Origin of the sequence: Stygiolobus caldivivus, from assembly GCF_019704315.1 — an archaeon.
Classification (GTDB): domain Archaea; phylum Thermoproteota; class Thermoprotei_A; order Sulfolobales; family Sulfolobaceae; genus Stygiolobus; species Stygiolobus caldivivus.
This window is the reverse complement of sequence record NZ_AP024597.1, coordinates 1,578,481-1,604,462: the sequence shown is the minus strand read 5'-3', so window position 1 is coordinate 1,604,462 and position 25,982 is coordinate 1,578,481. Positions and strand designations below refer to the sequence as shown.

Sequence of the window (25,982 nt, the reverse complement as noted above, 5' to 3'; positions counted from 1 at the left end):
TTCATAAGTCACAGTATGTTATATAAGCTTAATCCAGATTATAAATAGAGTAAGATGATGAGCGATGGGCGGCTTGATTTATGAAGACGCTTTCAAGGTCTGATAAGAATGAGAATAAGTCTTAAAAATGATAGTTTGTCACTATTATAACAACTGGGCCCGTAGCTTAGCATGGTAGAGCGCCCGGCTGATATTCCCGGTGTGATCAGGCACCGGGAGGCCGTGGGTTCAAGTCCCACCGGGCCCACATGTATTCTGAACTGAGCTGAATCCTATTTTCGTGTTAATACAAACCTTTTTATATTCATACACGTCGCCCTTCACGATGAAGGTGACCCTCATACCGTACGGGCCATGCGTAAAAAGGTGAAAGTTGTGGAAATATGTGCACTCGCAGTTGTACTCTAAGGAGTTTCAAGGCCCACCTACAATTGAGGGCTGAGCCCTATACTCGATCATGATTGGACATAAAGTAAGTAAAATAAGGTGTAGGGAGAAGCGGTAGAAGGCTTCTCTTCGCTCACTCGTAATTTGTGGATTAATTTTTAATCATAAAGGAAGATGGATAGTAGTAATGGATGTGAAATTCATACTATACGCCTTCCTGATCCAAGGCATGGTATTCTCATACACGTGGTCAGGGTATTATATTGGAGGCGGTCAAATACTATCTTATCACTATAATATGACGTATACATGGCTTGATACTGGGATTAATGTCAACATTGTAGGTAATGTTTCTACACAGTATCAAGGTGCTCCAATAAAACCACAAGTACAGCCATATTCTGCCTCATCGTTAATGCCCACTTATTACTCTCTGTTTTATCCCGATAAATACGGACCCGAGGAGTTTATCTTATACTTTACGAATTTTACAACGACCACAGCGGATGTTAAAGGAGAAGAAATACCGGCAATAAAGTTCTACAGAGGTAACTCATACCTTATTGTGTCTGCCCAGTACGGTTTTCCAATCCAAGGTTATGCCCAAAACTACTTACCGTATTCAAGTGCTACTAGTTTCGACAATATTTCCATAAACCTAACTGACGTGAAACCTCTCCCCAACCTGACGTCCTCAGAGACGCTATACCAAGTCCTATTACACCTTAGGGTAAACCAAACCTCTACCCTAACTAAGGCGGTCTACGTCGTGTCCTCAAAGAGCACTATAACGGCATCATCCGTAACCCATGAAATCAATAACAAGAGTTTCTCTTATACTTCTATAAATATAAACGCCAACGGGTATGCTACAATAATACTGCCTTTATCCGGCTTCCCTATCACAGAGCCCCTAGGACAAATAACGGTAGACGGGAAGAATTACTATTTCTATATGAACCAGACAATAAACCCGTTTGGAGTATATTATACAGCGATATATGAAAACACGTCTAACCCCTACATGGCCGTAACTATCGGGAAATACTTTGTCATATTTGTGCCTAATGGTGGAAACATATCGTTAACGCTTGATGACCAGCAAAACCCGTTAGTCAGCTATCAAGTGATTAATATGGACTCCCCATTACAGCAACTTGAGTCTAACCATTTAATATACTATATCATACCGGCTGTAGTGGCAATTATCGCTGTGTTAGTTATAGCAGTTTTAAGACATCGTAGGGCGTCGTAGCTACTGGGATTCCAGCTTCTTTGAACGCTTTCATCTTACTTTCGAAAGTCCCCATACCCATATAAACTACAGCCCCTGCATGACCCATTCTCTTTTCTTTCGGTGCAGTCATTCCCGCTATATACGCGACTATCTTCTTCGATATTCTACCTTCCATTTTCATCTTTGCCACTTTCTCTTCCATAGTACCGCCTATCTCCCCTACAATTACTACCTCTTCGGTCTCAGGGTCCTTTTCGAACATCTCAACAACTTCATCTAATGAGGTACCGATTATGGGGTCTCCACCTATACCTATTACCGTTGACTGTCCGTACTCTTTCTTTATCACTTCAGCGATTTCATAAGTTAGAGTACCTGACCTAGACACAATACCTACTTTTCCTTTCCTGAAAGCCCTTGGTGGGTATATCCCTAAGTTAATTTCTTCGGGGACTATGACACCCGGGCAGTTAGGCCCTATTATCCTACTCCCTTTTAGTTTAGCGTACCTTTTCACTTTCAACATATCTAGAACCGGTATGTGTTCGGTAATTGCTACTATAAGCGGTATACCGTTATCTATTGCTTCAAATATAGCATCCGAAGCAAATCTAGCCGGGACAAAAATTATAGTTGCATCTATATCATGTTCTTTTAACGCGTCTGCTACGGTGTCATAAACTGGTACACCGTGTACTTCTGACCCTCCTTTCCCCGGTGTTACGCCCGCTACCACCTTGGTCCCGTAATCCAGCATATGCTTAGTGTGGAAGCTCCCTTCCCTTCCGGTGATACCTTGGACTAAAACCCTTGTGTTTTTATTCACGAGCGTAGGGCCTCACCTATGCAAGTTAAGGGGTCTTCATAAGTGGAGATTCCCTTTTGCGATAATATCTTTCTTCCCTCTTCTTCATTAGTACCTACTAACCTTACATATATAGGTATCCTGACTTTCTCTAGGGCTTTTATAATCCCTTGAGCCACTTCGTCGCATCTGGTTATACCGCAGTAGATGTTCATTACTATCTTTTTTACCTTGGGGTTTCTAGCTAGCTTAATTATAGACTCTTCTACTTTGTCGCTTCCAGCCCCGCCTCCTATATCGAGGAAATCTGCAGGTTCACCACCCATGAGCTTTACCATGTCCATTGTCGCCATAGTCAACCCTGCACCGTTACCTATAATCCCTATATCGCCGTCTAGTTCAACGAAAGATTCGGGTTTTTCATAACTCCTCCCGAGTTTTTGTAAAAGGTCTTGGTGCCTGAACAATGCGTTATCTTCCAGGATGACTTTTGAATCAAGTGCTATTACACCGTCATCTTTAACAGCCAACGGGTTAATCTCAGCTAGTTCTGCTTCGTATTCTGTAACTATTCTGTAAAGTCCTTGAACTACTCCCTTCAACCCCTTAACGTCTAAATATTTCTCTATCTGTATTACGTCAAAGTCCCTTAGGCCCCTCTCCAGTGGGACATGAAAAACTTTAACGTTTGTGGCCCTTTCAACGTCTATCCCTCCCTCAGGGGACGCGACTATAATTGGCTCAGCTGTCTCACGGTCTATAAGTGCTGAGATATAAAGTTCTCTATTGTGAGGTATATACTCTTCAACGAGAAATTTTTTCACGCCGGCTTTTTTGAGTTCTTCTATCGTGCTGTAAACGTCATCAGTGACCTTGACAAGCCCTCTCTTTCCTCTTCCCCCTTCAAGGAGTTGCGATTTAACAACGGCTTTTCCGTCCCATTTAATAGGCTCTTCTGTCACCGTGCCACGGGGGACGGGTATCCCGACGAGTTTGAAAAGCTCTTTTCCCTCATATTCATACAGTTTCATTCCGGCTCACAGTATAATATTTGCACAATTCTTTAAATACGCAACTATTACATTTTGGCTTAGAAAAGCAATAAAGTTTCCCCACCGTAACAATACCGGCGTGGACTAGTTTCAGGTTGAACAAGTCTTTTCCAAATAATTCCTCAATAAGTTCTTTAGCTTCTTCCTTACTTAGCTCTATTCCCAGAACTCTACTTAATACCTTTTTTGCGTAATTAGAGCGGGGAAAGACCGGTACGTTTCCAGCGAACAATAGTATCGCTTCTGCCGTCTCATCTCCTATACCTTCGATTTCCTTTAACATCCCCTCGTCCTTAACGAGTTTTTCAACGCCAATGCTGGAAGCTAAACTCGCTAAACTTTTCAGCCTTTTTGCCTTCGTTTTGTAGAAATTAGCTTGTCTTATCAATTCTCCGATCTCTTCTTCGCTTAATTCGGCTAGCCTCTCGAGGCTGTTAACCCCCTTTTCCCTCATTTTTTGGAGGATCCTCTTTACCGTCTCCCACTTTGTCATTTGCACTAGTATTGATGAGATAAGGAGCTCGTCTATACTCTCAACTCCGTCCCACCACCTAGGGGACTTTTCGTCGGTAACAATCCAACCTGCTTCTCTGAGGACCCTCTCGTTTTCCTTAAAAATACGTATAAAATCAGTACGCAGTGACCTCTTCACCTCTTCTGCTAGCGCTCGTCTCATCACTTAATTTCCTCCAATACCCTCTTTACTAAATTAGGTGTACCTATGTTATAGCTTTTGGGTTGGCTCACACTTTTAATCGCTCTTTCGATCTCTTCTGACGAACCCCACTCAGACGGGTCATTGAGGAAGGTAGCACCAAGTATTTTCGCGTATTGGACCGAATCTTCTTTGGTTGCAGCATACTTCCAGTCGTTATTATAAACAATAATAGTCGGTTTTTTATACATCACAGTGGCTTCCATAGCTGTCTTGCCTTGGTGTGTAATTACCAGCGAAGCACCACTGATGAACCTTTCCAAGTCTCGATCGAAGGAAAAAGCCCTAATCCCCCTCTTGATATAAGGCTCAGGGTCTACCTTACCGGTCTGTAACACGATATTTTTTCCTAGGTCTAAGCGTGTTACTACGTCGAATAGCCTCTTAAACCCCATTGTCCCGGCAGTAACTAAGACGAACCCCTCGTCTTTTGGTACATATTTGGGCTTCTCCACCACAGGCCCTACAACCAGCCCTTTTTTAGGGTAAAGCTTCTTCTGTTCTTCCCAATGCAGGAAGACGTTTTCAGAAAAGTGTGATAAGATGTTTACTGTTTTCCCCCTAGTCACTATTCTATCTTGGCTTTCGATTAAAAACAGCCTACTCCCTTTTAGTCTAAGTACAAATGAGGGGATCAGTGAATGGTTAGAGCCAGTCGCTATCACGACCTTATACTTTTTTACTTTTATGCTCTGAAAGACGATTTCAGGTATGTTAAATGCCAAGTTTATATTTGACTGGTTCGGCTCTTTTCCCTTTTTTACGTAGTAAATTCTGTTTGAAAATTCCCTCAGTACTTCTTCGCTGTTTTTATCGCCTTCCGGGATTACAAAATCCAGTTTTGAAGGAAAGTATTGGGCTATGGCCCTTGCAAAACCGGTGTGCCCACCTCCGCTAGCGATAACAAGTACGTCACTATATTGCATTAAACTATTTTATTTTCTTCGGGATAAAATGGCTATCATGGAAGAGTACAAAAGTGTATGGCTTAAAGCGGGCGTAATATATGCGCTTAACCTCGCACAAGCCGGTCTGAAGCCAGTCGAGGTAGGGTTAGGAGAGAGGGACTTTTACGTTGATGTAGAGTCGCAGTCTACTATAACTTTAGAAGAAGCGAAAAAGTTTGCTAAGTATAATAAGTTTTCTTATGAGCTAAAAGACGGTGAGGTAGTATACAACGGTATCAAAATAAAGGTTAATGGTGGTGAGCCTGCACCAGTTGAGCCCCAGTATTTTGAAATACTCAATGTGTCGGTGCACCACCCTACCCCGGAACTACAGTACGTAAGGATAAGGGGAGTGGGGTTCGAGAAAGAAGAGCAGTTAAAGGACTATCTTAATTGGCTAGAGAAAGTGTCTGAGTACGACCATAGGGTAATAGGAGAAAGGCTCGACTTGTTCAGCTTCCCAGACGAAGCAGCCCCCGGTGTAGTCCTATTCCACCCGAACGGGCAAACAATAAGAAAAGAGCTGATAAGGTATATGGAAGAGATAAATAACAGCATGGGCTATAAGGAAGTTTACACTTCTCATGTATATAGGTCTATTTTGTGGAAGATAAGTGGCCATTATGATCACTATAAGGACAAAATGCTACTTTTTAATGTAGAAGACGAAGAACTAGGGATTAAACCTATGAATTGTCCAGCCCACATCCTCATTTATAAGAGCAAGACGAGGAGTTACCGTGACCTACCGATTAGGTTTTCGGAGTTCGGTCACGTATACAGGTGGGAGAAGAAGGGCGAGCTCTACGGGCTTTTGAGGGTGAGGGGGTTCACACAAGATGACGGGCACATATTCCTCCGTGATGACCAGTTAAAAGACGAATTAAAGATGTTAATAAGGAAGACGCTAGATGTACTAGCTACATTCGGGTTTAAGGGAGACGACGTGAGGATTAACTTAAGCACTAGACCAGATGACAGTATTGGGACTGATGAACAGTGGGATAAGGCTACAGAGGCATTAGTTACGGCTCTAAAGGAACTTAACGTAAGTTACGTAGTAAAGGAAAAGGAGGGTGCATTCTACGGTCCTAAAATCGACTTTGACATTAGGGATAGCCTCTCTAGGTGGTGGCAGTTATCGACTATCCAAGTGGACTTTAACCTTCCCGAGAGGTTTAAGCTAGAGTACGTTGATAAGGACGGTAGCAAGAAGAGACCGGTTATGGTTCATAGGGCTATTTACGGTTCTATTGACAGGTTTATGGCTATCATCCTAGAGCACTTTAGAGGAAAATTACCTACTTGGATCTCTCCGATTCAGGTAAGGGTGTTGCCTATAACTGAAGATGTTGACGAGTATGCAAATCAAATACTGTTTAAGCTGAGGGAGAAGAACTTTAGAGCCGATATTGACACTGGAGAAGAAACTTTGTCCAAGAGGATTAAGAGAGCCTATGATGAAGGTATCCCTTATATAGTCATAGTGGGTAAGAAGGAGATGGAGAAGGGGGAGATTACAGTCAGGGCTAGGGGTAATGTAGAAGTGCGTAATGTTAAGTTAGACTCCTTCCTATCAGCCTTAATGGAGGAAATAAAGAATAGAGATTTGAGTCAGAACAGTACAATAAGTAAACTCAAATGATAGTCTATGGTGTTTACAAGAGCCCGTTAGGCACGATAACCGTTGTGAGGACTGAAAAAGGTTTTTCAATGCTAGATTTTTGCGACTGTGCAGAAAAAGAGCTGTTGGATAACTCCTTTTTTACTGATTTCTTCTATAAATTAGATAAGTACTTTGAAGGTAAGGAAGTCGACTTTTCGTCAGAGCCAATAGACGTCATGGTCAACAGTTTCAGGAGGAGGGTATTTAATGAGACGAGGAAGATAAAGTGGGGCCATGTCAAGACTTATAAAGAACTAGCGGAAAATCTTAAGACTTCTCCGAGGGCTGTGGGTGTAGCCTTATCGAAAAACCCCGTCTTATTGATCATTCCTTGTCATAGGGTTGTCGCAGAAAAGAGTATAGGTGGGTACTCGAGGGGAGTGGAAATAAAGAGGAAACTACTAGAATTAGAAGGGATTAAACTAACTGAAGAAGACAAATAACCTTATAATCTATATTTCACGTTATTTTTTAATGAAGGCTGTAATTTTAGCAGGTGGTTTTGGAAAAAGGTTAAGGCCCTTAACCGATGAGAGACCCAAACCGCTAATTGAGATAGCCGGTAAGCCAATCCTAGAATGGCAGATTAGGTGGTTAAAGAAATTCGGGGTCACCTCAGTGTTTATACTAGCTGGTTATAAGAAAGAGGTACTTATTGATTGGGTTTCTAAGAACCAAGAGAAACTCGGCGTACCAATAGCGATACTTACTGAAGACCAGCCACTTGGTACTGGTGGTGCGATAAAGAGACTACAAGGTTTTATTTCTCCGAATGAAAAGTTTTTCGTACTTAACGGAGATATACTGACCAACTTAGATTTATCAAAACTCGAGGACCAGAAATCTATAGCTATAATATCACTCGTCCCCCTACGTAGCCCGTTCGGTATCGTTAAAGTCGATAATGAAGGCAATATTACTCAGTTCGTTGAGAAGCCCGTGCTTAAGGACTATTGGATAAACGCCGGAATATATCGCATGAACTCTGAGGTATTTGAGTATTTGCCTGAAAAGGGAGATATTGAAAAAGAGACGTTTCCCTTACTTGCACAAAAAGGCTTACTTAAAGGTATTACTTTCAACGATGTATACTGGAGGTCTATAGACACCTTAAAGGACTATGAAGAGGCTAACGTGGAAATTAGCGAAGTGTTTAAGGACTGACTGTGAAGCCTAAGTCCTCGTCCTCCTCCCTCAACCATTTTTCTAAAGTCTTTACCAAGCCTAAGTCCCTCAAATCGCTTAATAGCTTTTTGCTTAGAATTTCTATGTCCTCTTCACAGTCAACAGGCAAGTTGTACTTTACTATTTCCAATATTACTTTTGCAATTTTTACTGCATCTTGCTCGTTCATAATTCTTTATCCCTTTAAAAAGGGGGTAAGAGTATTATGAAACTGATCTTTCACTTATAGTTTGAGGGTCTAAATCTCTTTTCCTAAATCATCTTTTGATGACTAGTATACTTTGTCAGGGACTAAAGGGTAAGGTCTTATTCTCTTGTTTAGTAAATTTTTTAGCTCTACATTAACGGTACTGTTGCTCTTTATTGGCTGTCCGGGTATAAAATTCCGTTAGCGTTTATTGAAAACAATGGCAGTAGATAAACTAAACATTTTCATGCATACTATACTTACTTTCACGTTATCAAGAGCTGCCAACTCCTAATCGTGGAGTATGTAATAGTCTAAACCTGACGAGTGAAAACATGGAGACGTAAGGATTTTATGTAAAATGATGTCCCGTAAATAGATCGTCTCTAGCTTAAAATAGTTAACTCGGAGTAACAATTATTGTAAATTTAATTAAACTGAAAAAAACACGGTTATAATATGAAAAGGATCGTAATTGTTGGTGGCGGAATAGGAGGAATGGGAGTAGCAACGACATTATCCCAGAAATTAAAGAACGCTGAGATTACTGTAATAAACAAAGACGACTATTACATTTCTGGTCCTAGTAGGCCATTAATTCTCACCGGGGAACAGAAATACAGTAGAATAATCAGGGGGTACGAAGAAGTAGGGAAGAATGGAATTAAGATAGTAGTCGGTAATGTTTACAAGATTGATCCCGCTAATAGAAAAGTGTACTTATCAGATACTACTTTTAATTCAAAAAAGGAGTTAGATTATGACTACTTAGTTTTAGCCCCTGGGATAATATTCGATGGCTCCTCAATCAACGGTTACGAAAAATTCTGGTGGAAAAACACTACAGTGTATGACCCTGGAAGAGTTAACGTATTAAAGCAGAGGTTATGGACAGCAGAGAGCGGTACAGTGGTAGTGTATGCGCCAAAAGCACCTTATAGGTGTGCACCCGCCCCTACTGAAACGACGATGCTAGCACATACTGTACTCTCACACAGAGGGGTCAGAGGTAAGTTTAAGATCATCCATATAGACGCGAACGATAAGACACAACCCCCAGTAATTGCTGATATTGTTAAACAGACATATGAAAAAGCTGGAATCCAATTGGTGACTAACCAAGAAATCGTTGAGATCGGCGAGAATTATGTAGTGACAAAAAGCGGGGAGAAATACGATTATACTATTCTCGCAATGTTAGAGCCTAACAGAGCACCTAAGTTTGTAGAGGAAGCTGGGTTAGGGTCACCTTTTGCGGAAGTTAGGTCTCCCCAGGATTTGAGGAACCCTAAGTACGATGATGTCTTAGCCGTGGGAGATGTTGCTAAACTACCCTTCCCTAAGAACCAAGAAATAGCATTCGAAAGCTCACAGTTCGCTGCTAATAAGATACTTGAGATGGAAGGGGTAAGTGAAAAAGTCCCAGTGCAGTACGCATTTGTAGGTTGGGCATATTTAGGTAATTTAGAGGGTAAACTAGAGACATTAAGCCTTCAGTTCCAGTTGGACTTAACCAAGCAACCTCCAGCTGCGTCTAAAGACCCTCAGCTAAAGAGGGACTATACAATCCAGAAGGATAACTGGGAGCAAGCCTACCTATCTAGGTTATTTGGGTATAAGAGCGATTAAACTAAAAAGGGTCAATTTTTTATTTATTCCCTTAAATGGTCTATCGCAATGAATATAGCTATTTTCTTAGCTTCCTTTGGGATTTCACTATTAGAACTTTCGGAAGCAGGTGCTGTCGCGTCGATATACCACGGTATATATAAAAATAATACTCCGTTCCTTTATGCGGTTTTAGGAGTTTTGGTGGTCTTGGTTCCGACTTTTACTTTGGGTCAATTTATTTACCTATTACCCTTGAAGTATGTACTTATCGCGTCTAGTATTATATTATTTTACTTCGGATATAGGCTACTACGCAGTGCAAGGAGGTATTTTAAGAGGACTAAGAAGGTGTCAAAAGACGACGAGAAAAAAGAAGGAGTGGTAGTAGTATTTACGATATCCGCGGTGGAAGCATTAGAAGCTGCATTAGTGATTTTAGCCCTGATTGACCAAGATTATATGTCCTCACTCTTAGGTGCCATCTCTGCGTCAGTAATTGTTATGATACTTACTTATCTTTTAAAGTCACAGATCGCAAGGATAAGGTTACCTCATATGAAGTTTGTATTATCTGCACTTCTTTTCAGCTTGGGAACATTATGGTTTAATGAAGTATTCATAGGTCTGAGTGACTTATTCCTGCCTATCTTCTTTCTCGGGTTCTTAGCTTTTAATTTCCTTATCGTAAAGGTTTAAATTTACATGTACCTCTCATTATGAAATAGAAAAATTTTATAATACCGTTATTATGCCGTGAATCCTTTTTCCCGTGTTTCTTATTTTGTTTGTTTATTTTACGTTTCTAGTCCAAACGCCCCCTCGTTTTGGTGTGGGCTGTGCCTAAAAGAGCTATTAGGGACATGTGAACCTCGTACTGTTAAGCCCAAAGAGGTCCCGTCATTTACTTATAATTGAGGGCTAAACCCCTACACTTGACCATAATTATAACGAAAAATGATTTATTAGTTATTCTGTTTTTTCCTATGTAATACGAAACATCTGGTATTGCTGATATAGTTTTTAGATTCACGGTGGTTTTATTGAAAAATATGAAGTGGTAAAAGGAGTTTAAGGACTGCTGAGGGCTAACTCAGCATTGGGGAGCTTGACATCTTGGAGAGCGCGGAGGAGTTTTCATAATTCGTTGAAGTAGGTTTAGGAGGTATAATTTGTGATAACGATCTTGAAGAAGTTACGTTAAAGTAGAATAACTGTTAATGCAGATAAGAAAATCACCGCGACGTTATTGCTATTACGAACCTATGAGAGAGGGGTTCTCTGGGCCTTTTGGCTGCCCCCAAATATAACCCCAAACCGATGGGGAAACTAATGTCCTTTAAAGTGGTGAAGAAGTCAGCTCATACACAGATTGTAAATTTGGCTTTCCTCTACGTTCTGGAGAACTGAGGGTTAGGACGCCTCTAGATTCCGTGGAAGAGGAGGCTGTAGATTTTCCTCCCTCAGTTCCGTGAGCCTTAGCTGATCTGTAGAAGAACGTTATTAACATCACTTAAGGATATTTAGGTAAAAGGCTGAATAAACGGGGAGGGTTGTTGTTCATCCCCTTCTCGAGGCTTTATACTCATTAACCCCCATTTTGTAAAAAAAAGATTAGTATGGTATTAGATCACGAGGTGTTTACAGTTTAGTCAGAACCTTCCTCTAATTCTTTGCCTACTAAACTCAGGTTTTCTTTGAGGTTCTTGCTTGGTTTCTAGTCTCTTTGGTTTTTCGTACTTAGGTGCCTCAAATTTAGTATCCCTCATAACTACATAATCCCTAATCCTAGCCAGTGCTTCTCTATAGTCCTTCACTCCCTTTAACATCTCTGCGAGGGTATTGTTACCTATGTACTTTAACCAAGACACTATATGCCCTTGCTCCAAATGCCAGTTCACGCATGCCGGGTCTACTGCACCTATCCTCATTATCTCGCTCTCTAACTCCTTCTCGTTATGTGCTACGCCTACTATTTTGTCGTATGACTTAAAATAGAAAGGCTCCATGCTCTAATTCTTGGATATAAAGTGGTTAAAAAGAGTAGGTCTACATAAAGAACCATGAACTGGGAATAATTAGATATTTAGCTTATTCACAATAATATTTAAATTGATGAGCGAGATCCAAGACGCATTAAATGCGTATAAACAAGGTAACCTTAATTACGCGTTGAGAAAAATCCAAGAGGTCGTGGAAAAAAACCCCTCACAAGAAGCTTATAACCTCCTAGGTAAGATCCTGAAAGAAATGGGTAAGGATAATGAAGCCCTAGATGCCTTCCTGAAAGCAGGTAATAAGATAGAAGTAGCCAAGATATACTTACAGCACGGCTTGTATAGGGACGCTATCCAACAGTTGACAGACCTCAACGAAAAGGAAGCGAGGTTAATCCGGGCATTAGCTTACATCAAGTTAGAGGAGTACGAAAAGGCTAAGGAAGAACTAACTAATTTAGACGATAACTCACCAATATTCCTTAAGGCTAAAGGGATCGTGGACTATCACACTGGGGACTACTATGAGGCGTTAAGGGAGTTAAGCCTTGCAATTGAGTACTATCCGTACGACGCTGAACTCTTCTACTATAGGGCTTTAACTAAGCAGGAGCTAAACATGGATCCGGAAGACGACGTAAATATAGCAATCTCACTAAACCCGTATTACGCTGAGCTCTATTACAGTAAGGGTGTAATATTGGAGAGTAAAGGTAAGATAGAAGAAGCAATTAAGTTCTATTCTAGAGCTTTAGAAGTTAAACCCCAGTTAGTTAAAGCGTATTATAGGAGAGCGAAAGCATACATGAAAATGGGTAAAGAAGATGAAGCAATGAAGGACATTGAGAGCGTTAACCAGATGAAGAACTCAGGATCAAGTTAGCAACATTATATGCAGGTATTCCCGTGACTTGACCGCCAGGATACGTCCCTGCACTGCATAAGTATAAGTTAGTGTATTGAGTTTTATATCCAGATCTCTTCTCAAATAGGAATTCGTCGGTCATAGGTAAATGGTTGAGGTTACCAAAAGGTAAATTATAAAGAGCCTGGCTAACCTCTCCGTTTATTTTATCTACATAGACTATGTCCTCATCCCTTATCTTAAAGATTTCCTTAACTTCATCGAGGTCTCCCATAGTCTCTAAGACTACGCCTCCTCTTGACTTGTCAAGTACGGATGGTATTATGACCTCACCTGCCTCTGTATCTAATAAAGAGTACTCGTAACCCCTCAACGGCTCCGGTATCCTAGGGAAGTCCCTTAATATGATATTATACTTCTTCCATCTGGCTATTGGTAAGTTCACTTTTACCTTAGTTAAGTCGGGAAAGACGAGCGGGCTTGTAGCGAGGACTACGGCGTCTGCGTTATATTCCTTACCGTTTACTATCACCCCCTTTACTTCTTCACCTTTAACTATAATACGCTCTACCTTGGAGTTCACCCTATATTCGACACCGTACCTTTTACCGAACTCAACTACTTTTTCGGCTACCCTCCCCATACCCCCTTCAACAAGTGCCCAATCTGGAGAGAAAAAGTAAGCAATTACGTAAGCCGAAGTCCTTTCCATCCCGGGGTAGATAAAGAAGTAATGGTATTCTTCAGATATATATTCAGAGAGAAGTTTTTTAGCATGGGAATCAACGAACTCCCCTAAACCGAGTTTCTCCGCCTCTTCCCTTATTTCGTCTTTTGTTGGAGGTCTGGAAACGAACATAAATTTTTTGTAGAGTAAATCCTTGAACTTTAACAGTTTCTCCTCGAACTCAGGGTATTTCTTCTCTCCAGCCCTGACTAGTTCCTTTATCCTCTTTTCTTTGTCCCTCCAGAATGGTATTACCTTACCGTTAACATAAAAAGTCTGAAACACGTCACCCTTTATTACGGGTATACCAAACTTCTTTACGAGGAAGTCTGGCATTAAGCCCAGTACGTATGAAGCCCTGCTCAGTTTTACCCCATTGACCTCTACAGTATCGGTCATTCCTCCGAGTTTTTCTCTGGCTTCAAATACCGTTACTTTAAACCCTTTCTCGGCTAAAAGTGAGGCTACAGTTAACCCGTTATGTCCTCCACCGACTACGATTACCTTCATTTCGCTACCCTTCTCCCCCTTAATATATACCAAGTCCCGAGCGCCTTTGCACCTAACACCCCGTCCTTATCAAAGAAGTCTACTTCTACCACTACCGCGGTCCTCCCTGCCCTTACTACTTTCGCGACACACCTAAAAGGTCCGTTGCTCATAGGCTCTAAGAAGTTTATTTTAAGCTCCTGCGTAACTTGGTCTTCTCCGTCATTTACTGTCATAGTAGCTAACCCTCCAGTGTAGTCGATGGTAGTCATTATTGCACCCCCGTGGAGCACTCCTCCTATTCTTAACACGTTTTCGGAATACTCAAGGGAGGTCTCTACATAGCCCTTTTCGATCTTAATGACCTTTAGTCCTAGGTAGCTAAACAGTTTTTCCCTCGACAAGATCGTGTTAACTTTTTCTGGGTCAAAAGATTTTACTATCTCAATCCGATTATAACTCCGTATGCTCTCGTCGGTCATACAAAATATTATCCTCCTTTCGTTACAAAAAGTTTCGGTCAGTTTTTGCGGTGTCTTTTCCCTTAATACTTGGTACCGCCTAACAGAGGGTAAGACGGGGAACTTCATAATTATCGGGAGATATGAGGGGGACAGGGCGGAAGTAAGGTGGTATGACGACGAAATAAAAGATAAACTAAGTCTTAAACTCAGTGACGGTAGGATCAGGGCTTACTACAAAAGCGAAGAGAAAGTGTTCAACTTTGTTGACATTGGTTACTTGTATACGTGGGTAAGCAGTACCGTATATACCTCAGGAAATTACGAAGGGCTGTGTCAGACCGGTAAAAGGAGGGGCAAGATAGATGTAAAAACAATAAGGGGAAAGGACGTTTTACCGCTTCTGGATAGGGAGAAGTTAGAGTTTATATTCACAGAACCTTTTGGGCGGGACACCAAACTGGTCAAGGTAGTAACTTCCTCCGATAAAAAGCACGTATTCTTTCAGTTTTACCGCCACGGTATATTTTGGTACTCCGAATTAGATAAGTTAATGATAAAATATCACCACTTAAGTAGTGAACTAATTGAACTTAAGAGGGAGATCATGTCGATCTTAAATAAATGAGAAGGGAAAGTATTATCATCAGAAGACCCGAAACCTTTAACGTGATGGTACCCCCTTTTGAACATATAATTAACTATCTCCTTTTCTCCCCTGTTTAATACGAGTACAGCTGTAACTTCACATAGCTCAGATGTTAAGTAATCAATGTGCCAGTGTTTTTTACTCTTTTCTCTCTTCATATGCCTAGAGACCCTCTTAGCACAATTTTTCCCGCAGGAACCTACATAAGCATAAAAGCCGTCCTCGATATGAAAGGCTTTAGCTTTAGTCCTTACTTCTCCTCCTCTGCAACGTAGGAAAGCGATATATCCTTTCATTTTAATCTAATTACGTGAAAGTAGTTATTGAACATTTAGAGCCGCAACTGTCGGAGTGGCTATTATACGAATATGAAAGTTCCTATTCCTTTTTGAATGATACACTTATGGTGACCAGGGTTAAACTACCTGGTATTCCGAGCACGGAAAAGAGTTTCGACCAAGTTTTTGACCCGTCACGGGTAATTATTCTAGACCCCTTTGCCGAGGAAAAGTTAAGCAGGAAAGACCTAGAAGAATCAGACGCGGTCATTATAGGTGGTATACTCGGTGACCATCCCCCTAAGGGTAGGACTAAGAAATTGCTTTCTGGTAATTTCCCACCCTCGAGAAGGAGGAACTTGGGAAAAGACCAGTTCACTATTGATAATACGGCACTCCTAGTTAAAGAACTCCTCGAAGGAAAAAGCGTTGTGGAGTATACTTTCATGCCTAAAATTATTTGTAACTATAGAGGAGTAGTCAGTGAGATAGAATTGCCCTATGCTTATGTTCTCTTTGACGGAAAACCTTATATCTATCCTAAGTTGCTTTCCTATATAACTAAAGGATTGAAAGAATGTAATGTAATTTTTGATAATGTAAAACAATTTGAAATTGTAGAAAATTCAGTATAAACTTGATAAATTTTTATTAAGGAAAAAATAGGTAATTATAACAATGAGCGAGAAACTAAAAACAAGTAAAGAAGTAATACGATGCTGTTATAAGATATCCGATACCGATATAGATTGTCTGTTTAAGCTTATAGAAATAGGTAAGCCTATTACATCTGAAGAACTCTCAGCGCTACTTAGGATGAGTAAGACCACTGTTGAGAACAGCCTAAAGAAGCTGATTGACATAGGTTTAGTGGTCAGGGAGAAAGGTGACGAAAAGAAAATAGGTAGACCAAAGTACTATTACGAGGTAATCAGCAATTATATGGAGAAGTTAAGACATGACTTAGGAGAGTGCTCAAGGAAAATACAATCTAGTATGACAAATTTTTAAAGAAATATTTCACTAACTATTTACATATTTCTTTAAAGTATTCTTGACTTTTTCAATTTTTTCAATATAATAGATTGTGTAGAATAAGAAGAGTATAGAATCTATTTCAAAACCCAAACTTAGACCTAAAAACAATAAAGATAACTGTTGTACTAATACTAGAACAAGGGAAGTCAAAGCAATTATATTAAGGATTATGCCATTAGAATAATAATGTTTTACCTTCGAGTAGAAAGTATTAACTACATCTACAATATTTAAAGTATCTAAAAGGGCTTTAAGGTTACCCTTTAGGTTAGTTAACCTTTCCTCGACGAAGGAAGACATTAAATCTAGGGTGGGTTGGGTCCTCAACCCTACCATTAACTCTTCTAGTAGATCTTGCGCCTCTTCGGCTGAAACCACATCTAAAAACTTCTTAAATGATAATAGTGATGATAACGATTTTATTCTAGGCCATTCTTTTTCCAGATTTTTGATCTTAGAATTAAGGACTATATATTGAAATAAACCGTTTAATGCAGATACTAAAGCAACTGTAAAAGCCAATAATTCCATTATATTCATACATTATAATTCTTCTGATAACTCATTAATAAGCTCAGCTAATCTAAATTCTAGTTCTCTAACCCTTCTCAGTTTCTCCAGTAATTTCTCTCCTTCGGGAGTTATTCTATATCCAGCATCAGTCTCCTCTAAATATCCCTTGCTAATCAAATAGTCGGTGTACTTTTTTAGTATAGTAAAGCTTAAATTTGCATTTTTCATCAGAGCTGATTTTGCAGTGTGCCCTTTCTCTACGAGATCTAGAATATCGCTAATTATCTCAAGTTGATCTCTTTTACTCCTCATACAATTATATGGTATGATCTAGTCATATAAAAAACTTTTACACACTTTTTACGTACTTTTATTTTCATTGCTAACACTTTCAGACTTTTCTACGATTTCTTTTAACAATTTATAATCCTTTTCGCCTCTAAACCTTTCCACAATCTTCAATATGTTTTCTAAGTCATCTTTACTATAAGGTGGTTCTACAATCTTAGTTAATCTACTTAAAACTTCCGTTAAAGGTTGAATACTCTCTACATACTCGGGGATAGTGAGCTCAGGCATCGCAGAGTACAGACTAACCAAGCCTAGGGATATCAAGTTTAGCCCTTTACTAACGATACTCCTTAACTCTTCAATCTGTTTCGACCTATCTTGTATCTGCACTATCTCGTCCTTTTTCTTACTCAACTCGTTGACATAACTCGCTATCCTATACTTTTGGACTTCTAGGGCTATCATAGCGTCCCTTACTTGCTTTGACGCGAAATACCTTATTTCTCCCCCGTTGTTCAATATAGATATATACCCCTTAACGTATAAGTCACCTATGCTCCTCTGCACTGACTCCTTATCCATATACAAAGATAGGGATGAAAAAAGAGCGTTGACATCAATTCCTCCGGGGCCGGATTGGGAAATTAAAGTTAAAACCAGCCTATCCCTTTTTTGAATAAACTCCATAACTACAATTAGGGTGAAAGAGATAAAAAGTGTAGTCAGTGCCCCGGGCAAAATACTCTGGGTAGGGAGTTATTCAGTAGTATTCGGGGGAATAAGTCACGTTATTTCCGTAGACAAGAGGGTTCACGCCGAGTGCAAGCTATCTACAGAAAATACGTTTGAGACCACCTACGGGGTATTCAGAGGGAGGGGAAACGAACTCATTGAAAGTGTTTTAAACCAGTTCAAAAAAATGTACGGAGAAATCCCTAAATTTCACGTAAAACTTTACAATGACGATGCGTTCGTCATAAACGGTAAGAAAAGCGGTCTAGGGAGTTCCTCTGCGTCCACAGTAGCCTTAACGTCTTGTATTTACTCTCTCTTGGTAGGTGATATTAACCTAGACGAAGTCCACAAGATAGCCCAGAGGGCGAACTATGAGAGGCAAAGAGGGATAGGAAGCGGCTTTGACATAGCCTCAGCCGTGTATGGTTCTATAGTGTATAAGAGGTTTACAGATATCGAAAAGATGGACTATTACATTAAGCCCCTTAAGTTAAATAAGGGTATTGTTATCGCGTTTATAGGTAAAAGTTTTGATACGGTAAGTTCGGTATCTGAGTTTGTCAAAAAGAAAGATGACCCCAGGTTTAAAGAGGTGATGGAATCTATTGAATGGGAAAACAACTTCGCGATAACTCTAATTGAAAAGGGTAAAATCGAAGAGGCTGTGGAACACGTGAGGCTTGCTAGGAAAATGCTTGAGAGGTTAGCTGAGGAGATAGGCGTAGAGGTAGAAAACCAAATGACCAGAAGATTAGAAGAAATAGCTGAAAGGGAGGGGGCCTTAATAGCGCTCTCACCCGGTGCGGGAGGAGAAAGTGTTGTCGCTATCGGGGATGGACTTGAAGGAGTAAAAGAAGAGTGGAGTAAAATTAAAGGGGTGACAGTGATCCCACTAAATGAAGACGAGGGTTTGAAAATTGAGAGTTGAAGCCGAGGCAATAGCCCCTTCAAACATAGCAATTATAAAGTACTGGGGGAAAAGGAATGAAGAACTAAACTTACCCCTAAATTCATCCCTATCCATAACTTTAGAAGGACTAGAGGTCAGGACTAAAGTGATATTTGATGAAGGGCTCGAAAGAGACGAAGTGGTAATTAACGGTGAACGTGCTAGTCCTGAAGAGGTCGAAGAGTACAGTGGGAGAGTACTAAAGATATTCAGGAAACTGTACGGTAAAGAAATCCACGCTAGAGTGGTCTCCAACTCTAATTTCCCTAAGGCTGCAGGTCTGGCTTCTTCAGCTGCCGGGATAGCTGCCTTAGCTTATGCAGCTAATAGTGCATTAGGGTTAGGGTTAGACCAGAAGGAACTGTCTAAAATAGCGAGGATAGGTTCAGGTAGTGCTTGCAGGAGCACAGTAGGGGGATTCGTAATTTGGACTAAGGGAGAAAGAGACGACGGGGAAGACTCGTATTGCTACCAACTTTTCCCTGAAACACATTGGAGGGAGCTCGTAGACATAATACCTTTAGTCTCGCCCTCTAAGAAAAAAGTCTCCTCGCGTAAGGGTATGATAAGGACTACCCAGACGTCTCCTCTACTCAAGTGTAGGTTAGAGTTTGTAGAAAACACACTTAAAGACGTGATAGCTGCGATAGAAAAGAAAGACGAGGAGATGTTCTACTATTGGACTATGAGGCACAGTAACAGCATGCACGCAGTGATACTGGATAGTTGGCCTTCGTTCTTTTACCTTAACGACATGTCTTTAAGGGTTATGGAGTGGGTACAAGAGAGTGGCATAGCTGCCTACACGTTCGATGCGGGGCCTAACCCACACATATTTACTACGCAGAGCCACGTTGAAGAAGTGATCAGTTTCATCAAAGAGATTGGTATTACGGACTACTTTGTCACGAGGGTGGGCTCTGGTCCCAGACTCATTCATTAACACCTTGAGACGCCTTTAAACATTCGTTTATCTCTTTCTCAAACTCCCTGACCCTCTCTGCTTGGCTGACATGATATACTATTATTGCCTTTTTCAGGTCCCTCACGGCATTGAGTAGGTTTGAAAACTTGGAGAGCTGATAAGTGTTTTCCCCGTCATATATATAAACAGCCTCTTTCTCTTCCCTGTACGGGGTATCGAAAAATTCATAGTATATTATACCACCGTTAGTCTCCCTACTTAATTCCAGGACTTTCTCCCTTTCGACCTTATCTAAACACTCCCCTTCTATGTCACTCTTTATCCTTTTATACCCAGAGCGGAAGAAAATTGCATCTGAGAACTTTTTGTCTCCCATGGAAGAGATCATGGAAAGCACATTGACGTCTGTGAGGTGGAGTATATCAGATAGGTCTATCTTTTCTTCTAGGATCAGCTTGGCAATAGCATGAGATAATATAGAGTTATACATACCTACTACACTGTGGAAGTAGACGTTCTTGAACATATACATCCTCGCTAGGAGGAACTGTTCTACAATAGGGATAGCCTTTTTCAACACTGCTATCTTTCCGTTGACGTATGTCAGTACCCTCTTTAGCCTCTCAATGTCGTATGAGCCGTAACCGACACCAGCATAGTACGAGTCCCTCAATAGGTAGTCCCCTCGGTCGGCATCAACGAAGTTAGATACCAGTTGGAGGGCTAGCCTCTCTTCTTCGTTCTTAGGCTCTTCCTTGAGGACGTTAACTACAAACTTTACCGGGTCACCAATCGAGGAAAAGTTTTTCTCCAAAGGCGAGGAGAGGTAGTCCTCTATGACCTTTATTCCTGTGTAGACGTGAGTCTTCTTACCTTTATAGTCCACCCGATTTTCACCGTATACTTCCTTAGCCACATGTAATCCTGACTCGAAGGTGTGGGAGAACGCTAAGTGCCCTATGTCGTGTAGCAACCCGGTTACTCCAACAAGCTCAATATATTCGTCGTCTATGAACCCTACATTACTATTTTTCTTTATATACTGTAGGAACTCCTTTATTAAGTACATTACCCCTAAGCTATGCTCAAACCTGGTGTGTCTCATACCCGGATACACTAAGTAGGCTAACGCGTTCTGAGTTATGTACCTAAGCCTCTGGAAATAAGGGTCTGAGATAACTCCCAGTGCTCTATCACTTACCTCTACATAACCGTGTATAGGGTCTCGGATGAGCTTACTCATTATAAGATAGAGGGGAGCCTGATTTTAAAAATTGATAAGTGCGTCTAAAATCGCTGTAGCCCCGTCCATGACCCTTTTCTCCAGTTCCTCTTTAGTGATCCAGCCACCTTTGACCAAGCTATCGGAGATAACGACTACAGCCCCGCTTCTTAATTTCCTCATTTTGCTCAGGGCGAAAAGGGTAGCGCACTCCATTTCGACCGCTATATTCCCCCTTTCCGACCACTTCTTGGCAAACTCTTGGTCTTCAGCATAAAACGCGTCGCTGCTGAACACGTTTCCTGTAAAGAACTTTAACCCTTTAGCCTTGAACGAGCTATACAGTGCTAACGTCACTTCGAAATCAGGTGTAGGAGAAATACATGCGTCTTCCCTAAAATACTGATGGAACAGCCCACCTTGGTTGTAAGACGCCCCGGTCACTATCACATAGTCGCCTTTATCGAGCTCCGGCACCAGAGCACCAGCAGTCCCATACCTGATGAAGGTCTTACCCCCGAGCATAGAAAGCTCTTCGAGGACTATAGCTAGAGAAGGCCCCCCTATCCCGTGGGTCGCAATACTTACTTCTACACCTCTGTATTCCCCCGTATATACTAAGTAACCCCTATTTTCATTTACAAGTCTGGGTTGGTCTAAGAGTGCGGATAGTAGTTTGACCCTACCTGGGTCCCCTGCTATTAAGACCCTTTCTGCGACATCCCCTTTTTTAGCCAGTATGTGAACTGGGTTCATTAAGATCAGCATTGATGACGATTTATATCATTAACTCATGACAGCCGGTGTTCATCACCCGGTTTAGCTCAAGGCTGATGTGTGATCGGGTAAAAGCGGTCTTAGTATTATTGCTTGCCACCCGGTTTTAATGTGTTTATATTTATACCGGTCAGTCGATAAAGGGTAACAGGAGCTTGAAACTTAAAGCATACACATCTCATATGTATGTGGCAATAAACTTTCTCTTTAGTACTTGACTAGGCATATTACCTCATAGTTAATGCGGTAAGTACTTTATCGTGGCTCTAGTATAATTGGTAGACGTGTATATTTTAGAAATTAATTTTATTTACATCGTTAACTGTTGAAAACATATTAGGAATATTTGGAATAAGGTTTAAAAAGACAGACGTAATACGTTATCTTATGAAAGAGAGAGTAGTAGAAGCTAAAAGACTAGTGGGAAAGAAGACCGTTAGAGGCAAGACTTACGAATATGAGTACTACACACTACCCCTAAACTTATACATACCGAAATCCATGGTAGAGAGACACGGTACTAAATTTATGCTACAAGTCGACGAGGAGAGCGGTACCATAATTATAAAGCCAACAGAGACTAGGTAAGTTTTTACTTCCCGTAGTCCTTCATTGCCTCTATAAAGACATCTTTTATTTGTTCAAAAGCGACATCAACATGGCACTTTTTAGCGGTCTCCTTTCCCATTAACCCGTACTTATCTGGATCCTTCAAGGTAATATCAATTTTTTGTGCTAATTCTTCATAATTACTGCTCTTGAAAGTAAACCCGTTAGCCCCTTCGATAATCAACTCACTGACCCCAGCCCCGGAACTGACGACAGCAGGTTTTCCGTAAACCCACCCTTCGCAGACCACTAGACCGAAACCCTCAATGCGTGAGGGTAAAACCACTACGTCAGACGCCTCATATATAGCGAACAACTCCTCATCGTCTACGTGTCCGGTAAATATAACCCTATCACTAACACCGAGGTCTTGAGCCAAACCCTTAAGTCTCCTCACCCACGAACTAGCCTTCCCGGTACCTAAAGCTCCACTGGTAAAACTACCGTTACCCACTAACAACAGCTTAGTATTCGGGGTCTTAACTTCTTTTAAAGCCATAATTGCTACGTCTTGGCTCTTCATCGGGTCCATCCTCGCTACGACAGTGATCACTTTATCGTCAGGCTTAATTCCGTACTTATCCTTGACTTTCTGTACTTCACTCTCGCCTACTCTCCTATACCAAGACATGTCGATGTAAGGGTAAATCTGTTTGACCTTTACCCGGGCACCGGCCCTTAAAAGTCCTTCAATGTCCCTCTTAGTACTCACGATAACGTAATCAAAGCCCTCAAAGGACTTTACTATAAAGTCCCTGACCCTGCGTGAAAGAGTCTCGGGCACAAAAGGTATGTGGTACCAAATAACAGCAGGTGCAGAGGGCCCTATAATACCACCTACAAGGAGTTGCTGAAAGTCGTTTATGAAGTACACGTCCGTGTCCTTGTAAAACTCTAGGAGCTTCTTAGCTGAAAGCCAGTTATAGTCTGCATAAGAAATGTAATGAAAGGGCTGTATCTCGTATTTAGTTAGCCCGTGTGACTCGTTATAAATACCTTCCTTGAATTCAGTATACCCTTTTAACACCTCTGGCTGGACGTCGACGAAATAGAATTCCCTACCGTTAAAGGACACTGACGGAGGATAACCGGGCCCCAAAGACACCCATCTGGCCTTAGAGAAGCGGTCTATTATCGCCATCATCATCTTAGCTACTCCTCCTACGGATATATAGTAGTCTGAGCTGTCGATTGAGGAGAGCTCTATAGGTAGTTCTAAGTAACCGTACTTCTCGACAAGGTCCCTATAGGTCTGTCTGAACCTGATAGGGGGAGTTTGAGTATTAATTGCGACAGAGAACATGGTAGGATAAATAATATTGGCTATTACACTTAAAAAAGTGAGTATGTATAATGATACCATGAATTACGCATTCCTCTCCAACGGGCTGACATCAGCACTAGAGTCCACCGGTAGTATTGACTGGTTCCCCGTACCACGCTTTGACTCTCCCTCAGTGTTTACCAAGGTCTTAGACAGTGAAAAAGGGGGGTACTTCTCTTTGACCCCGCTCGGAGAAGGGTATAAAGTCCAGCAGGAGTACATAGGGTATACGTTAGCTGTAAAGACTTCGTTTAAAGTAGGCCAAGCGGAAGCCAAGGTAATAGACTTCCTCCCTCTTTCCTTGCCGGCCGTGATCAGGCTCTATGAAAGCGAAGTCGAGTTGGAGGCTATAATAAGGCCCGTATTTAACTACGGGCTCATAAACGCGGGCACGGAAATAATAGAGGATAAGGGTATCACGTACAAGAACCCCCTTTCTAAAGAAGGCCTCGAACTCCTGATATACGGTAACTACGAGGTGCTGTCCCCTTATGAGGTGAGGATAAAACCCGGTAGAGGTTACCTATACTTACTCTACTCGAAAGACCTAAGATACGGCCTGTTTAGCCAGAAAGGCTTTGTGTATTCCAGGCCCTATGACGCTTTTTCTAAGCTCATTGGATATGTAGAAAAGGAATTGTCAAAGGCCAGGAAAGTAAACACATTAAGGGAGATGTATTACCGCTCACTTTCCGCTATCCTCGGGATGTATTATAAGCCGTCAGGAGGTATTGTAGCCTCGCCTACTTCGTCCATCCCAGAGATCGTGGGTGAAGGGAGGAACTGGGACTACAGGTTTGTATGGGTCAGAGACTCCTCATACGCTATAGAAGCCCTAGTAAAGGCGGGACTTACTAACTACGCCAGGAGGACGCTGGACTTCCTCATCAGTGTCCTCGACCCGTCCTCTAAGAGTTTCGACCACCCGTTCTATACGATAGACGGTACTCCTCCACCCGCTGAAGAGACTTTAGACTGGTTAAACGGTTTCCTCAACAGCAAACCGGTCAGGATAGGCAACGCCGCGTACTTACAAATCCAGATGGACGTCGAAGGTGCCTTTATGAACTCGCTTTACACCTACTACCAAGAGACAGGTGACGATGATTATATAGACAGAAACTTCTGGGCTATTGAGTCAATAGCCTCTTGGGTGAAGTCCTCTTGGAAGGACCCGAGTACAGACATATGGGAAGAAAGGGGGATCACAAGGCACTATACACACACGAAAGTTATGAGCTGGGTCTCGATGGACAGAGCTTCAAAGTTGGCCTCTGCACTAGGTTATAGCGACTCTGCTGAGGAGTGGGGTGCTATCGCTAACGAGATCAAGCAAGACGTAATGTCTAACGGTGTAAGGGACGGGTCTTTTATAAGGTATTACGGTGGCGATGAGATAGACGCAGCCCTACTTACCCTTCCCCTATACGGCTTTATCTCACCGAGGGAAAAAGTTTTCCTCAATACATTAAATAGGATAGAGAACGAACTAAAAGTCGAAGACGGACTTTATTTGAGGTACAGAAGGGACTTCCTCGGTAATACGGTGAACCCGTTTACCTTGGTCACCTTATGGATGGCGAGGGTCTATGTAAGGCTTAACGAAAAGGAGAAAGCGGTAAAACTGCTGGAGAAGTTGAGGGAGTGCTCCTCCCCGCTCGGGTTAATAGGTGAACATGTAGACCCGAAAACGTGTGAAGCCCGAGGTAATTTCCCCCACCTGTTCCCCCATTCAGGGGTGGTCATTACAGTAATCGAAATGGAGGAAAAATGGAATGAAAGGAAGCAGGATGCTCCAACTGATAAATGAAGCAATAGAGGAAATTGAGAAGTACGGCTCATGTGAAAGCGCATACTATATATTGAAATACTTATCAAATAGCCAAGAAGACCTATGTAAACGAGGTGAAGTTAAGTACGACCTCACTATTGACCACTTAATCTTCCTCTCAATGAACGGTAAGACGTCCCAGAAGAAGTACAAACTCTATGTAAACGCCTTCTTTACGTATGACGTATTGTCCCCTTATAAGGTGATCCAAGACCCAATGTTTACGTTTAGGTGGGGTAAGCTCTACTTCATTTACAGCCCTAGAATAGACTCCCACTTATCTTCCTTAATAAAGAGTAACTTCATGAGGGTGACGAGGAGCCAAATAAAGCTGACAGAGAGGGGAGAAGAAGAGATGGAGAACATCAGGGCCAGCCTTACGAAAGAAGAGCTTAGAAAATTAAGTGACAAGTTAAAAGAGATAGAAGAGATGAAACTGACTGATTTAAAAATATATACAAAGAACTATTTATTCGCTAAGGCATAAACCTGAAAGTGTTTTAGCGAGCTGGT

At 41.5% G+C, this 25,982-nt stretch carries 30 protein-coding genes and 1 tRNA gene; 16 read left to right on the top strand and 15 right to left on the bottom strand.

The genetic code is table 11. The features are described 5' to 3' along the window. Window positions 1–155 precede the first annotated feature (155 nt). Together KN1_RS07420 and KN1_RS07415 are read left to right on the top strand one after the other, a co-directional pair. Window positions 156–247 (top strand) — tRNA-Ile (locus tag KN1_RS07420). Window positions 248–574: 327 nt separating this feature from the next. Next, a complete protein-coding gene (locus KN1_RS07415) occupies window positions 575–1,642 on the top strand; it encodes a hypothetical protein (RefSeq protein ID WP_221286712.1) in 1,068 nt (355 codons plus the stop codon). Here KN1_RS07415 and sucD read toward each other — a convergent pair. Genes sucD through KN1_RS07395 form a run of 4 tightly spaced genes read right to left on the bottom strand, consistent with a single transcriptional unit; the run spans window position 1,608 to window position 5,122 of the window. Further along, entirely contained in the window at window positions 1,608–2,417 is an 810-nt protein-coding gene (gene sucD / locus KN1_RS07410) for a succinate--CoA ligase subunit alpha (RefSeq protein WP_258712650.1), read from the bottom strand. The two genes, KN1_RS07415 and sucD, sit on opposite strands and share 35 nt — an antisense overlap. Window positions 2,418–2,446: 29 nt before the next feature. Further along, on the bottom strand, window positions 2,447–3,460 hold the full coding sequence (locus tag KN1_RS07405; RefSeq protein ID WP_221286708.1) for a succinate--CoA ligase subunit beta: 1,014 nt from the start codon (window positions 3,458–3,460) through the stop codon (window positions 2,447–2,449). Further along, a complete protein-coding gene (locus KN1_RS07400; protein ID WP_221286706.1) occupies window positions 3,447–4,157 on the bottom strand; it encodes an endonuclease III domain-containing protein in 711 nt (236 codons plus the stop codon). Before KN1_RS07400 ends, KN1_RS07405 begins: the two co-directional genes overlap by 14 nt. Continuing rightward, window positions 4,157–5,122, bottom strand: coding sequence for a UDP-N-acetylglucosamine--N-acetylmuramyl-(pentapeptide) pyrophosphoryl-undecaprenol N-acetylglucosamine transferase (locus tag KN1_RS07395; RefSeq protein ID WP_221286704.1), 966 nt, complete (start codon window positions 5,120–5,122; stop codon window positions 4,157–4,159). The genes KN1_RS07400 and KN1_RS07395 overlap by 1 nt, the downstream gene beginning before the upstream one ends. A gap of 37 nt (window positions 5,123–5,159) precedes the next feature. On the opposite strand from KN1_RS07395, the gene thrS reads away from it, so the two are divergent. The 3 genes from thrS to KN1_RS07380 are packed head-to-tail and all read left to right on the top strand — an operon-like array spanning window position 5,160 to window position 7,973. Beyond that, window positions 5,160–6,788: a threonine--tRNA ligase gene (gene thrS / locus KN1_RS07390; protein ID WP_221286702.1), complete on the top strand. Its 1,629-nt coding sequence runs from the start codon at window positions 5,160–5,162 to the stop codon at window positions 6,786–6,788. Further along, the gene (locus KN1_RS07385) at window positions 6,785–7,252 is read left to right on the top strand and encodes a methylated-DNA--[protein]-cysteine S-methyltransferase (RefSeq protein WP_221286700.1); all 468 of its coding nucleotides are present in this window, start codon (window positions 6,785–6,787) and stop codon (window positions 7,250–7,252) included. The genes thrS and KN1_RS07385 overlap by 4 nt, the downstream gene beginning before the upstream one ends. 31 nt (window positions 7,253–7,283) lie before the next feature. Beyond that, a complete protein-coding gene (locus KN1_RS07380) occupies window positions 7,284–7,973 on the top strand; it encodes a nucleotidyltransferase family protein (RefSeq protein WP_221286697.1) in 690 nt (229 codons plus the stop codon). On the opposite strand, the gene KN1_RS07375 is transcribed toward KN1_RS07380, so the two are convergent. Continuing rightward, the gene (locus KN1_RS07375; RefSeq protein ID WP_221286696.1) at window positions 7,963–8,163 is read right to left on the bottom strand and encodes a hypothetical protein; all 201 of its coding nucleotides are present in this window, start codon (window positions 8,161–8,163) and stop codon (window positions 7,963–7,965) included. The genes KN1_RS07380 and KN1_RS07375 overlap by 11 nt on opposite strands. Window positions 8,164–8,640: 477 nt before the next feature. On the opposite strand from KN1_RS07375, the gene KN1_RS07370 reads away from it, so the two are divergent. Then, complete coding sequence (locus tag KN1_RS07370) at window positions 8,641–9,810, top strand: FAD-dependent oxidoreductase (protein ID WP_221286695.1); 1,170 nt, start codon at window positions 8,641–8,643, stop codon at window positions 9,808–9,810. A gap of 48 nt (window positions 9,811–9,858) precedes the next feature. Next, a complete protein-coding gene (locus KN1_RS07365) occupies window positions 9,859–10,488 on the top strand; it encodes a hypothetical protein (RefSeq protein WP_221286693.1) in 630 nt (209 codons plus the stop codon). Window positions 10,489–11,441: 953 nt separating this feature from the next. Here the strand turns inward: KN1_RS07365 and KN1_RS07360 are convergent. Beyond that, window positions 11,442–11,798: a hypothetical protein gene (locus tag KN1_RS07360; RefSeq protein ID WP_225905618.1), complete on the bottom strand. Its 357-nt coding sequence runs from the start codon at window positions 11,796–11,798 to the stop codon at window positions 11,442–11,444. A gap of 106 nt (window positions 11,799–11,904) precedes the next feature. Between KN1_RS07360 and KN1_RS07355 the strand changes: the two genes are divergently transcribed. Continuing rightward, window positions 11,905–12,669 carry a tetratricopeptide repeat protein gene (locus KN1_RS07355; protein ID WP_221286691.1) on the top strand — a complete coding sequence of 255 codons (765 nt, stop codon included), beginning with the start codon at window positions 11,905–11,907 and terminating at the stop codon, window positions 12,667–12,669. Here KN1_RS07355 and KN1_RS07350 read toward each other — a convergent pair. Together KN1_RS07350 and KN1_RS07345 are read right to left on the bottom strand one after the other, a co-directional pair. After that, on the bottom strand, window positions 12,638–13,888 hold the full coding sequence (locus KN1_RS07350) for a phytoene desaturase family protein (protein ID WP_221286690.1): 1,251 nt from the start codon (window positions 13,886–13,888) through the stop codon (window positions 12,638–12,640). The genes KN1_RS07355 and KN1_RS07350 overlap by 32 nt on opposite strands. After that, a complete protein-coding gene (locus KN1_RS07345) occupies window positions 13,885–14,349 on the bottom strand; it encodes a PaaI family thioesterase (protein WP_221286689.1) in 465 nt (154 codons plus the stop codon). The genes KN1_RS07350 and KN1_RS07345 overlap by 4 nt, the downstream gene beginning before the upstream one ends. On the opposite strand from KN1_RS07345, the gene KN1_RS07340 reads away from it, so the two are divergent. Further along, on the top strand, window positions 14,333–14,956 hold the full coding sequence (locus KN1_RS07340; protein WP_221286688.1) for a hypothetical protein: 624 nt from the start codon (window positions 14,333–14,335) through the stop codon (window positions 14,954–14,956). The genes KN1_RS07345 and KN1_RS07340 overlap by 17 nt on opposite strands. On the opposite strand, the gene KN1_RS07335 is transcribed toward KN1_RS07340, so the two are convergent. Next, on the bottom strand, window positions 14,893–15,273 hold the full coding sequence (locus KN1_RS07335; protein ID WP_221286687.1) for a GIY-YIG nuclease family protein: 381 nt from the start codon (window positions 15,271–15,273) through the stop codon (window positions 14,893–14,895). The two genes, KN1_RS07340 and KN1_RS07335, sit on opposite strands and share 64 nt — an antisense overlap. Before the next feature lie 14 nt (window positions 15,274–15,287). Between KN1_RS07335 and KN1_RS07330 the strand changes: the two genes are divergently transcribed. Beyond that, window positions 15,288–15,890: an SAM-dependent methyltransferase gene (locus KN1_RS07330; RefSeq protein ID WP_221286686.1), complete on the top strand. Its 603-nt coding sequence runs from the start codon at window positions 15,288–15,290 to the stop codon at window positions 15,888–15,890. Window positions 15,891–15,933: 43 nt separating this feature from the next. After that, window positions 15,934–16,266 (top strand): Lrs14 family HTH-type transcriptional regulator, encoded by a 333-nt coding sequence (lrs14, locus tag KN1_RS07325; RefSeq protein ID WP_221286685.1) that lies wholly within the window; start codon window positions 15,934–15,936, stop codon window positions 16,264–16,266. 12 nt (window positions 16,267–16,278) lie between these two features. Here lrs14 and KN1_RS07320 read toward each other — a convergent pair whose 3' ends face one another. The 3 genes from KN1_RS07320 to KN1_RS07310 are packed head-to-tail and all read right to left on the bottom strand — an operon-like array spanning window position 16,279 to window position 17,784. Continuing rightward, the gene (locus tag KN1_RS07320) at window positions 16,279–16,833 is read right to left on the bottom strand and encodes a hypothetical protein (protein WP_221286684.1); all 555 of its coding nucleotides are present in this window, start codon (window positions 16,831–16,833) and stop codon (window positions 16,279–16,281) included. 3 nt (window positions 16,834–16,836) lie between these two features. Next, window positions 16,837–17,118 carry a winged helix-turn-helix domain-containing protein gene (locus tag KN1_RS07315; protein WP_221286682.1) on the bottom strand — a complete coding sequence of 94 codons (282 nt, stop codon included), beginning with the start codon at window positions 17,116–17,118 and terminating at the stop codon, window positions 16,837–16,839. A 48-nt stretch (window positions 17,119–17,166) separates the two neighbouring features. Continuing rightward, on the bottom strand, window positions 17,167–17,784 hold the full coding sequence (locus tag KN1_RS07310; RefSeq protein WP_221286681.1) for a hypothetical protein: 618 nt from the start codon (window positions 17,782–17,784) through the stop codon (window positions 17,167–17,169). A 13-nt stretch (window positions 17,785–17,797) separates the two neighbouring features. Between KN1_RS07310 and KN1_RS07305 the strand changes: the two genes are divergently transcribed. Next, entirely contained in the window at window positions 17,798–18,760 is a 963-nt protein-coding gene (locus KN1_RS07305; RefSeq protein WP_221286679.1) for a GHMP family kinase ATP-binding protein, read from the top strand. Further along, the gene (gene mvaD, locus KN1_RS07300) at window positions 18,750–19,724 is read left to right on the top strand and encodes a diphosphomevalonate decarboxylase (RefSeq protein ID WP_221286670.1); all 975 of its coding nucleotides are present in this window, start codon (window positions 18,750–18,752) and stop codon (window positions 19,722–19,724) included. Before KN1_RS07305 ends, mvaD begins: the two co-directional genes overlap by 11 nt. Here mvaD and KN1_RS07295 read toward each other — a convergent pair. After that, entirely contained in the window at window positions 19,714–20,949 is a 1,236-nt protein-coding gene (locus tag KN1_RS07295) for an HD domain-containing protein (RefSeq protein ID WP_221286668.1), read from the bottom strand. The two genes, mvaD and KN1_RS07295, sit on opposite strands and share 11 nt — an antisense overlap. Window positions 20,950–20,973: 24 nt before the next feature. Further along, entirely contained in the window at window positions 20,974–21,684 is a 711-nt protein-coding gene (locus KN1_RS07290) for a purine-nucleoside phosphorylase (RefSeq protein WP_221286666.1), read from the bottom strand. A 408-nt stretch (window positions 21,685–22,092) separates the two neighbouring features. Here KN1_RS07290 and KN1_RS07285 point away from each other — a divergent pair, with 408 nt between their 5' ends. After that, window positions 22,093–22,293, top strand: a complete 201-nt coding sequence (locus KN1_RS07285; protein WP_221286665.1) for a hypothetical protein — start codon at window positions 22,093–22,095, stop codon at window positions 22,291–22,293. A 4-nt stretch (window positions 22,294–22,297) separates the two neighbouring features. On the opposite strand, the gene KN1_RS07280 is transcribed toward KN1_RS07285, so the two are convergent. Next, complete coding sequence (locus tag KN1_RS07280) at window positions 22,298–23,677, bottom strand: glycosyltransferase family 4 protein (protein WP_338057014.1); 1,380 nt, start codon at window positions 23,675–23,677, stop codon at window positions 22,298–22,300. On the opposite strand from KN1_RS07280, the gene treH2 reads away from it, so the two are divergent. Beyond that, window positions 23,676–25,448, top strand: a complete 1,773-nt coding sequence (gene treH2, locus KN1_RS07275) for an alpha,alpha-trehalase TreH2 (protein ID WP_221286663.1) — start codon at window positions 23,676–23,678, stop codon at window positions 25,446–25,448. The two genes, KN1_RS07280 and treH2, sit on opposite strands and share 2 nt — an antisense overlap. Further along, window positions 25,414–25,956: a hypothetical protein gene (locus KN1_RS07270; RefSeq protein WP_221286661.1), complete on the top strand. Its 543-nt coding sequence runs from the start codon at window positions 25,414–25,416 to the stop codon at window positions 25,954–25,956. The genes treH2 and KN1_RS07270 overlap by 35 nt, the downstream gene beginning before the upstream one ends. Window positions 25,957–25,982 lie beyond the last annotated feature (26 nt).

Coding starts and splice junctions, on each gene's coding strand:
- KN1_RS07415 (WP_221286712.1), top strand. CDS start 575: ATGGATGTGAAATTCATACTATACGCCTTCCTGATCCAAGGCATGGTA.
- KN1_RS07405 (WP_221286708.1), bottom strand. CDS start 3,460: ATGAAACTGTATGAATATGAGGGAAAAGAGCTTTTCAAACTCGTCGGG.
- KN1_RS07400 (WP_221286706.1), bottom strand. CDS start 4,157: ATGAGACGAGCGCTAGCAGAAGAGGTGAAGAGGTCACTGCGTACTGAT.
- KN1_RS07395 (WP_221286704.1), bottom strand. CDS start 5,122: ATGCAATATAGTGACGTACTTGTTATCGCTAGCGGAGGTGGGCACACC.
- thrS (WP_221286702.1), top strand. CDS start 5,160: ATGGAAGAGTACAAAAGTGTATGGCTTAAAGCGGGCGTAATATATGCG.
- KN1_RS07385 (WP_221286700.1), top strand. CDS start 6,785: ATGATAGTCTATGGTGTTTACAAGAGCCCGTTAGGCACGATAACCGTT.
- KN1_RS07380 (WP_221286697.1), top strand. CDS start 7,284: ATGAAGGCTGTAATTTTAGCAGGTGGTTTTGGAAAAAGGTTAAGGCCC.
- KN1_RS07375 (WP_221286696.1), bottom strand. CDS start 8,163: ATGAACGAGCAAGATGCAGTAAAAATTGCAAAAGTAATATTGGAAATA.
- KN1_RS07370 (WP_221286695.1), top strand. CDS start 8,641: ATGAAAAGGATCGTAATTGTTGGTGGCGGAATAGGAGGAATGGGAGTA.
- KN1_RS07365 (WP_221286693.1), top strand. CDS start 9,859: ATGAATATAGCTATTTTCTTAGCTTCCTTTGGGATTTCACTATTAGAA.
- KN1_RS07360 (WP_225905618.1), bottom strand. CDS start 11,798: ATGGAGCCTTTCTATTTTAAGTCATACGACAAAATAGTAGGCGTAGCA.
- KN1_RS07355 (WP_221286691.1), top strand. CDS start 11,905: ATGAGCGAGATCCAAGACGCATTAAATGCGTATAAACAAGGTAACCTT.
- KN1_RS07350 (WP_221286690.1), bottom strand. CDS start 13,888: ATGAAGGTAATCGTAGTCGGTGGAGGACATAACGGGTTAACTGTAGCC.
- KN1_RS07340 (WP_221286688.1), top strand. CDS start 14,333: ATGCTCTCGTCGGTCATACAAAATATTATCCTCCTTTCGTTACAAAAA.
- KN1_RS07345 (WP_221286689.1), bottom strand. CDS start 14,349: ATGACCGACGAGAGCATACGGAGTTATAATCGGATTGAGATAGTAAAA.
- KN1_RS07335 (WP_221286687.1), bottom strand. CDS start 15,273: ATGAAAGGATATATCGCTTTCCTACGTTGCAGAGGAGGAGAAGTAAGG.
- lrs14 (WP_221286685.1), top strand. CDS start 15,934: ATGAGCGAGAAACTAAAAACAAGTAAAGAAGTAATACGATGCTGTTAT.
- KN1_RS07320 (WP_221286684.1), bottom strand. CDS start 16,833: ATGAATATAATGGAATTATTGGCTTTTACAGTTGCTTTAGTATCTGCA.
- KN1_RS07315 (WP_221286682.1), bottom strand. CDS start 17,118: ATGAGGAGTAAAAGAGATCAACTTGAGATAATTAGCGATATTCTAGAT.
- KN1_RS07310 (WP_221286681.1), bottom strand. CDS start 17,784: ATGGAGTTTATTCAAAAAAGGGATAGGCTGGTTTTAACTTTAATTTCC.
- KN1_RS07295 (WP_221286668.1), bottom strand. CDS start 20,949: ATGAGTAAGCTCATCCGAGACCCTATACACGGTTATGTAGAGGTAAGT.
- KN1_RS07290 (WP_221286666.1), bottom strand. CDS start 21,684: ATGAACCCAGTTCACATACTGGCTAAAAAAGGGGATGTCGCAGAAAGG.
- KN1_RS07285 (WP_221286665.1), top strand. CDS start 22,093: ATGAAAGAGAGAGTAGTAGAAGCTAAAAGACTAGTGGGAAAGAAGACC.
- treH2 (WP_221286663.1), top strand. CDS start 23,676: ATGAATTACGCATTCCTCTCCAACGGGCTGACATCAGCACTAGAGTCC.
- KN1_RS07280 (WP_338057014.1), bottom strand. CDS start 23,677: ATGGTATCATTATACATACTCACTTTTTTAAGTGTAATAGCCAATATT.
- KN1_RS07270 (WP_221286661.1), top strand. CDS start 25,414: ATGAAAGGAAGCAGGATGCTCCAACTGATAAATGAAGCAATAGAGGAA.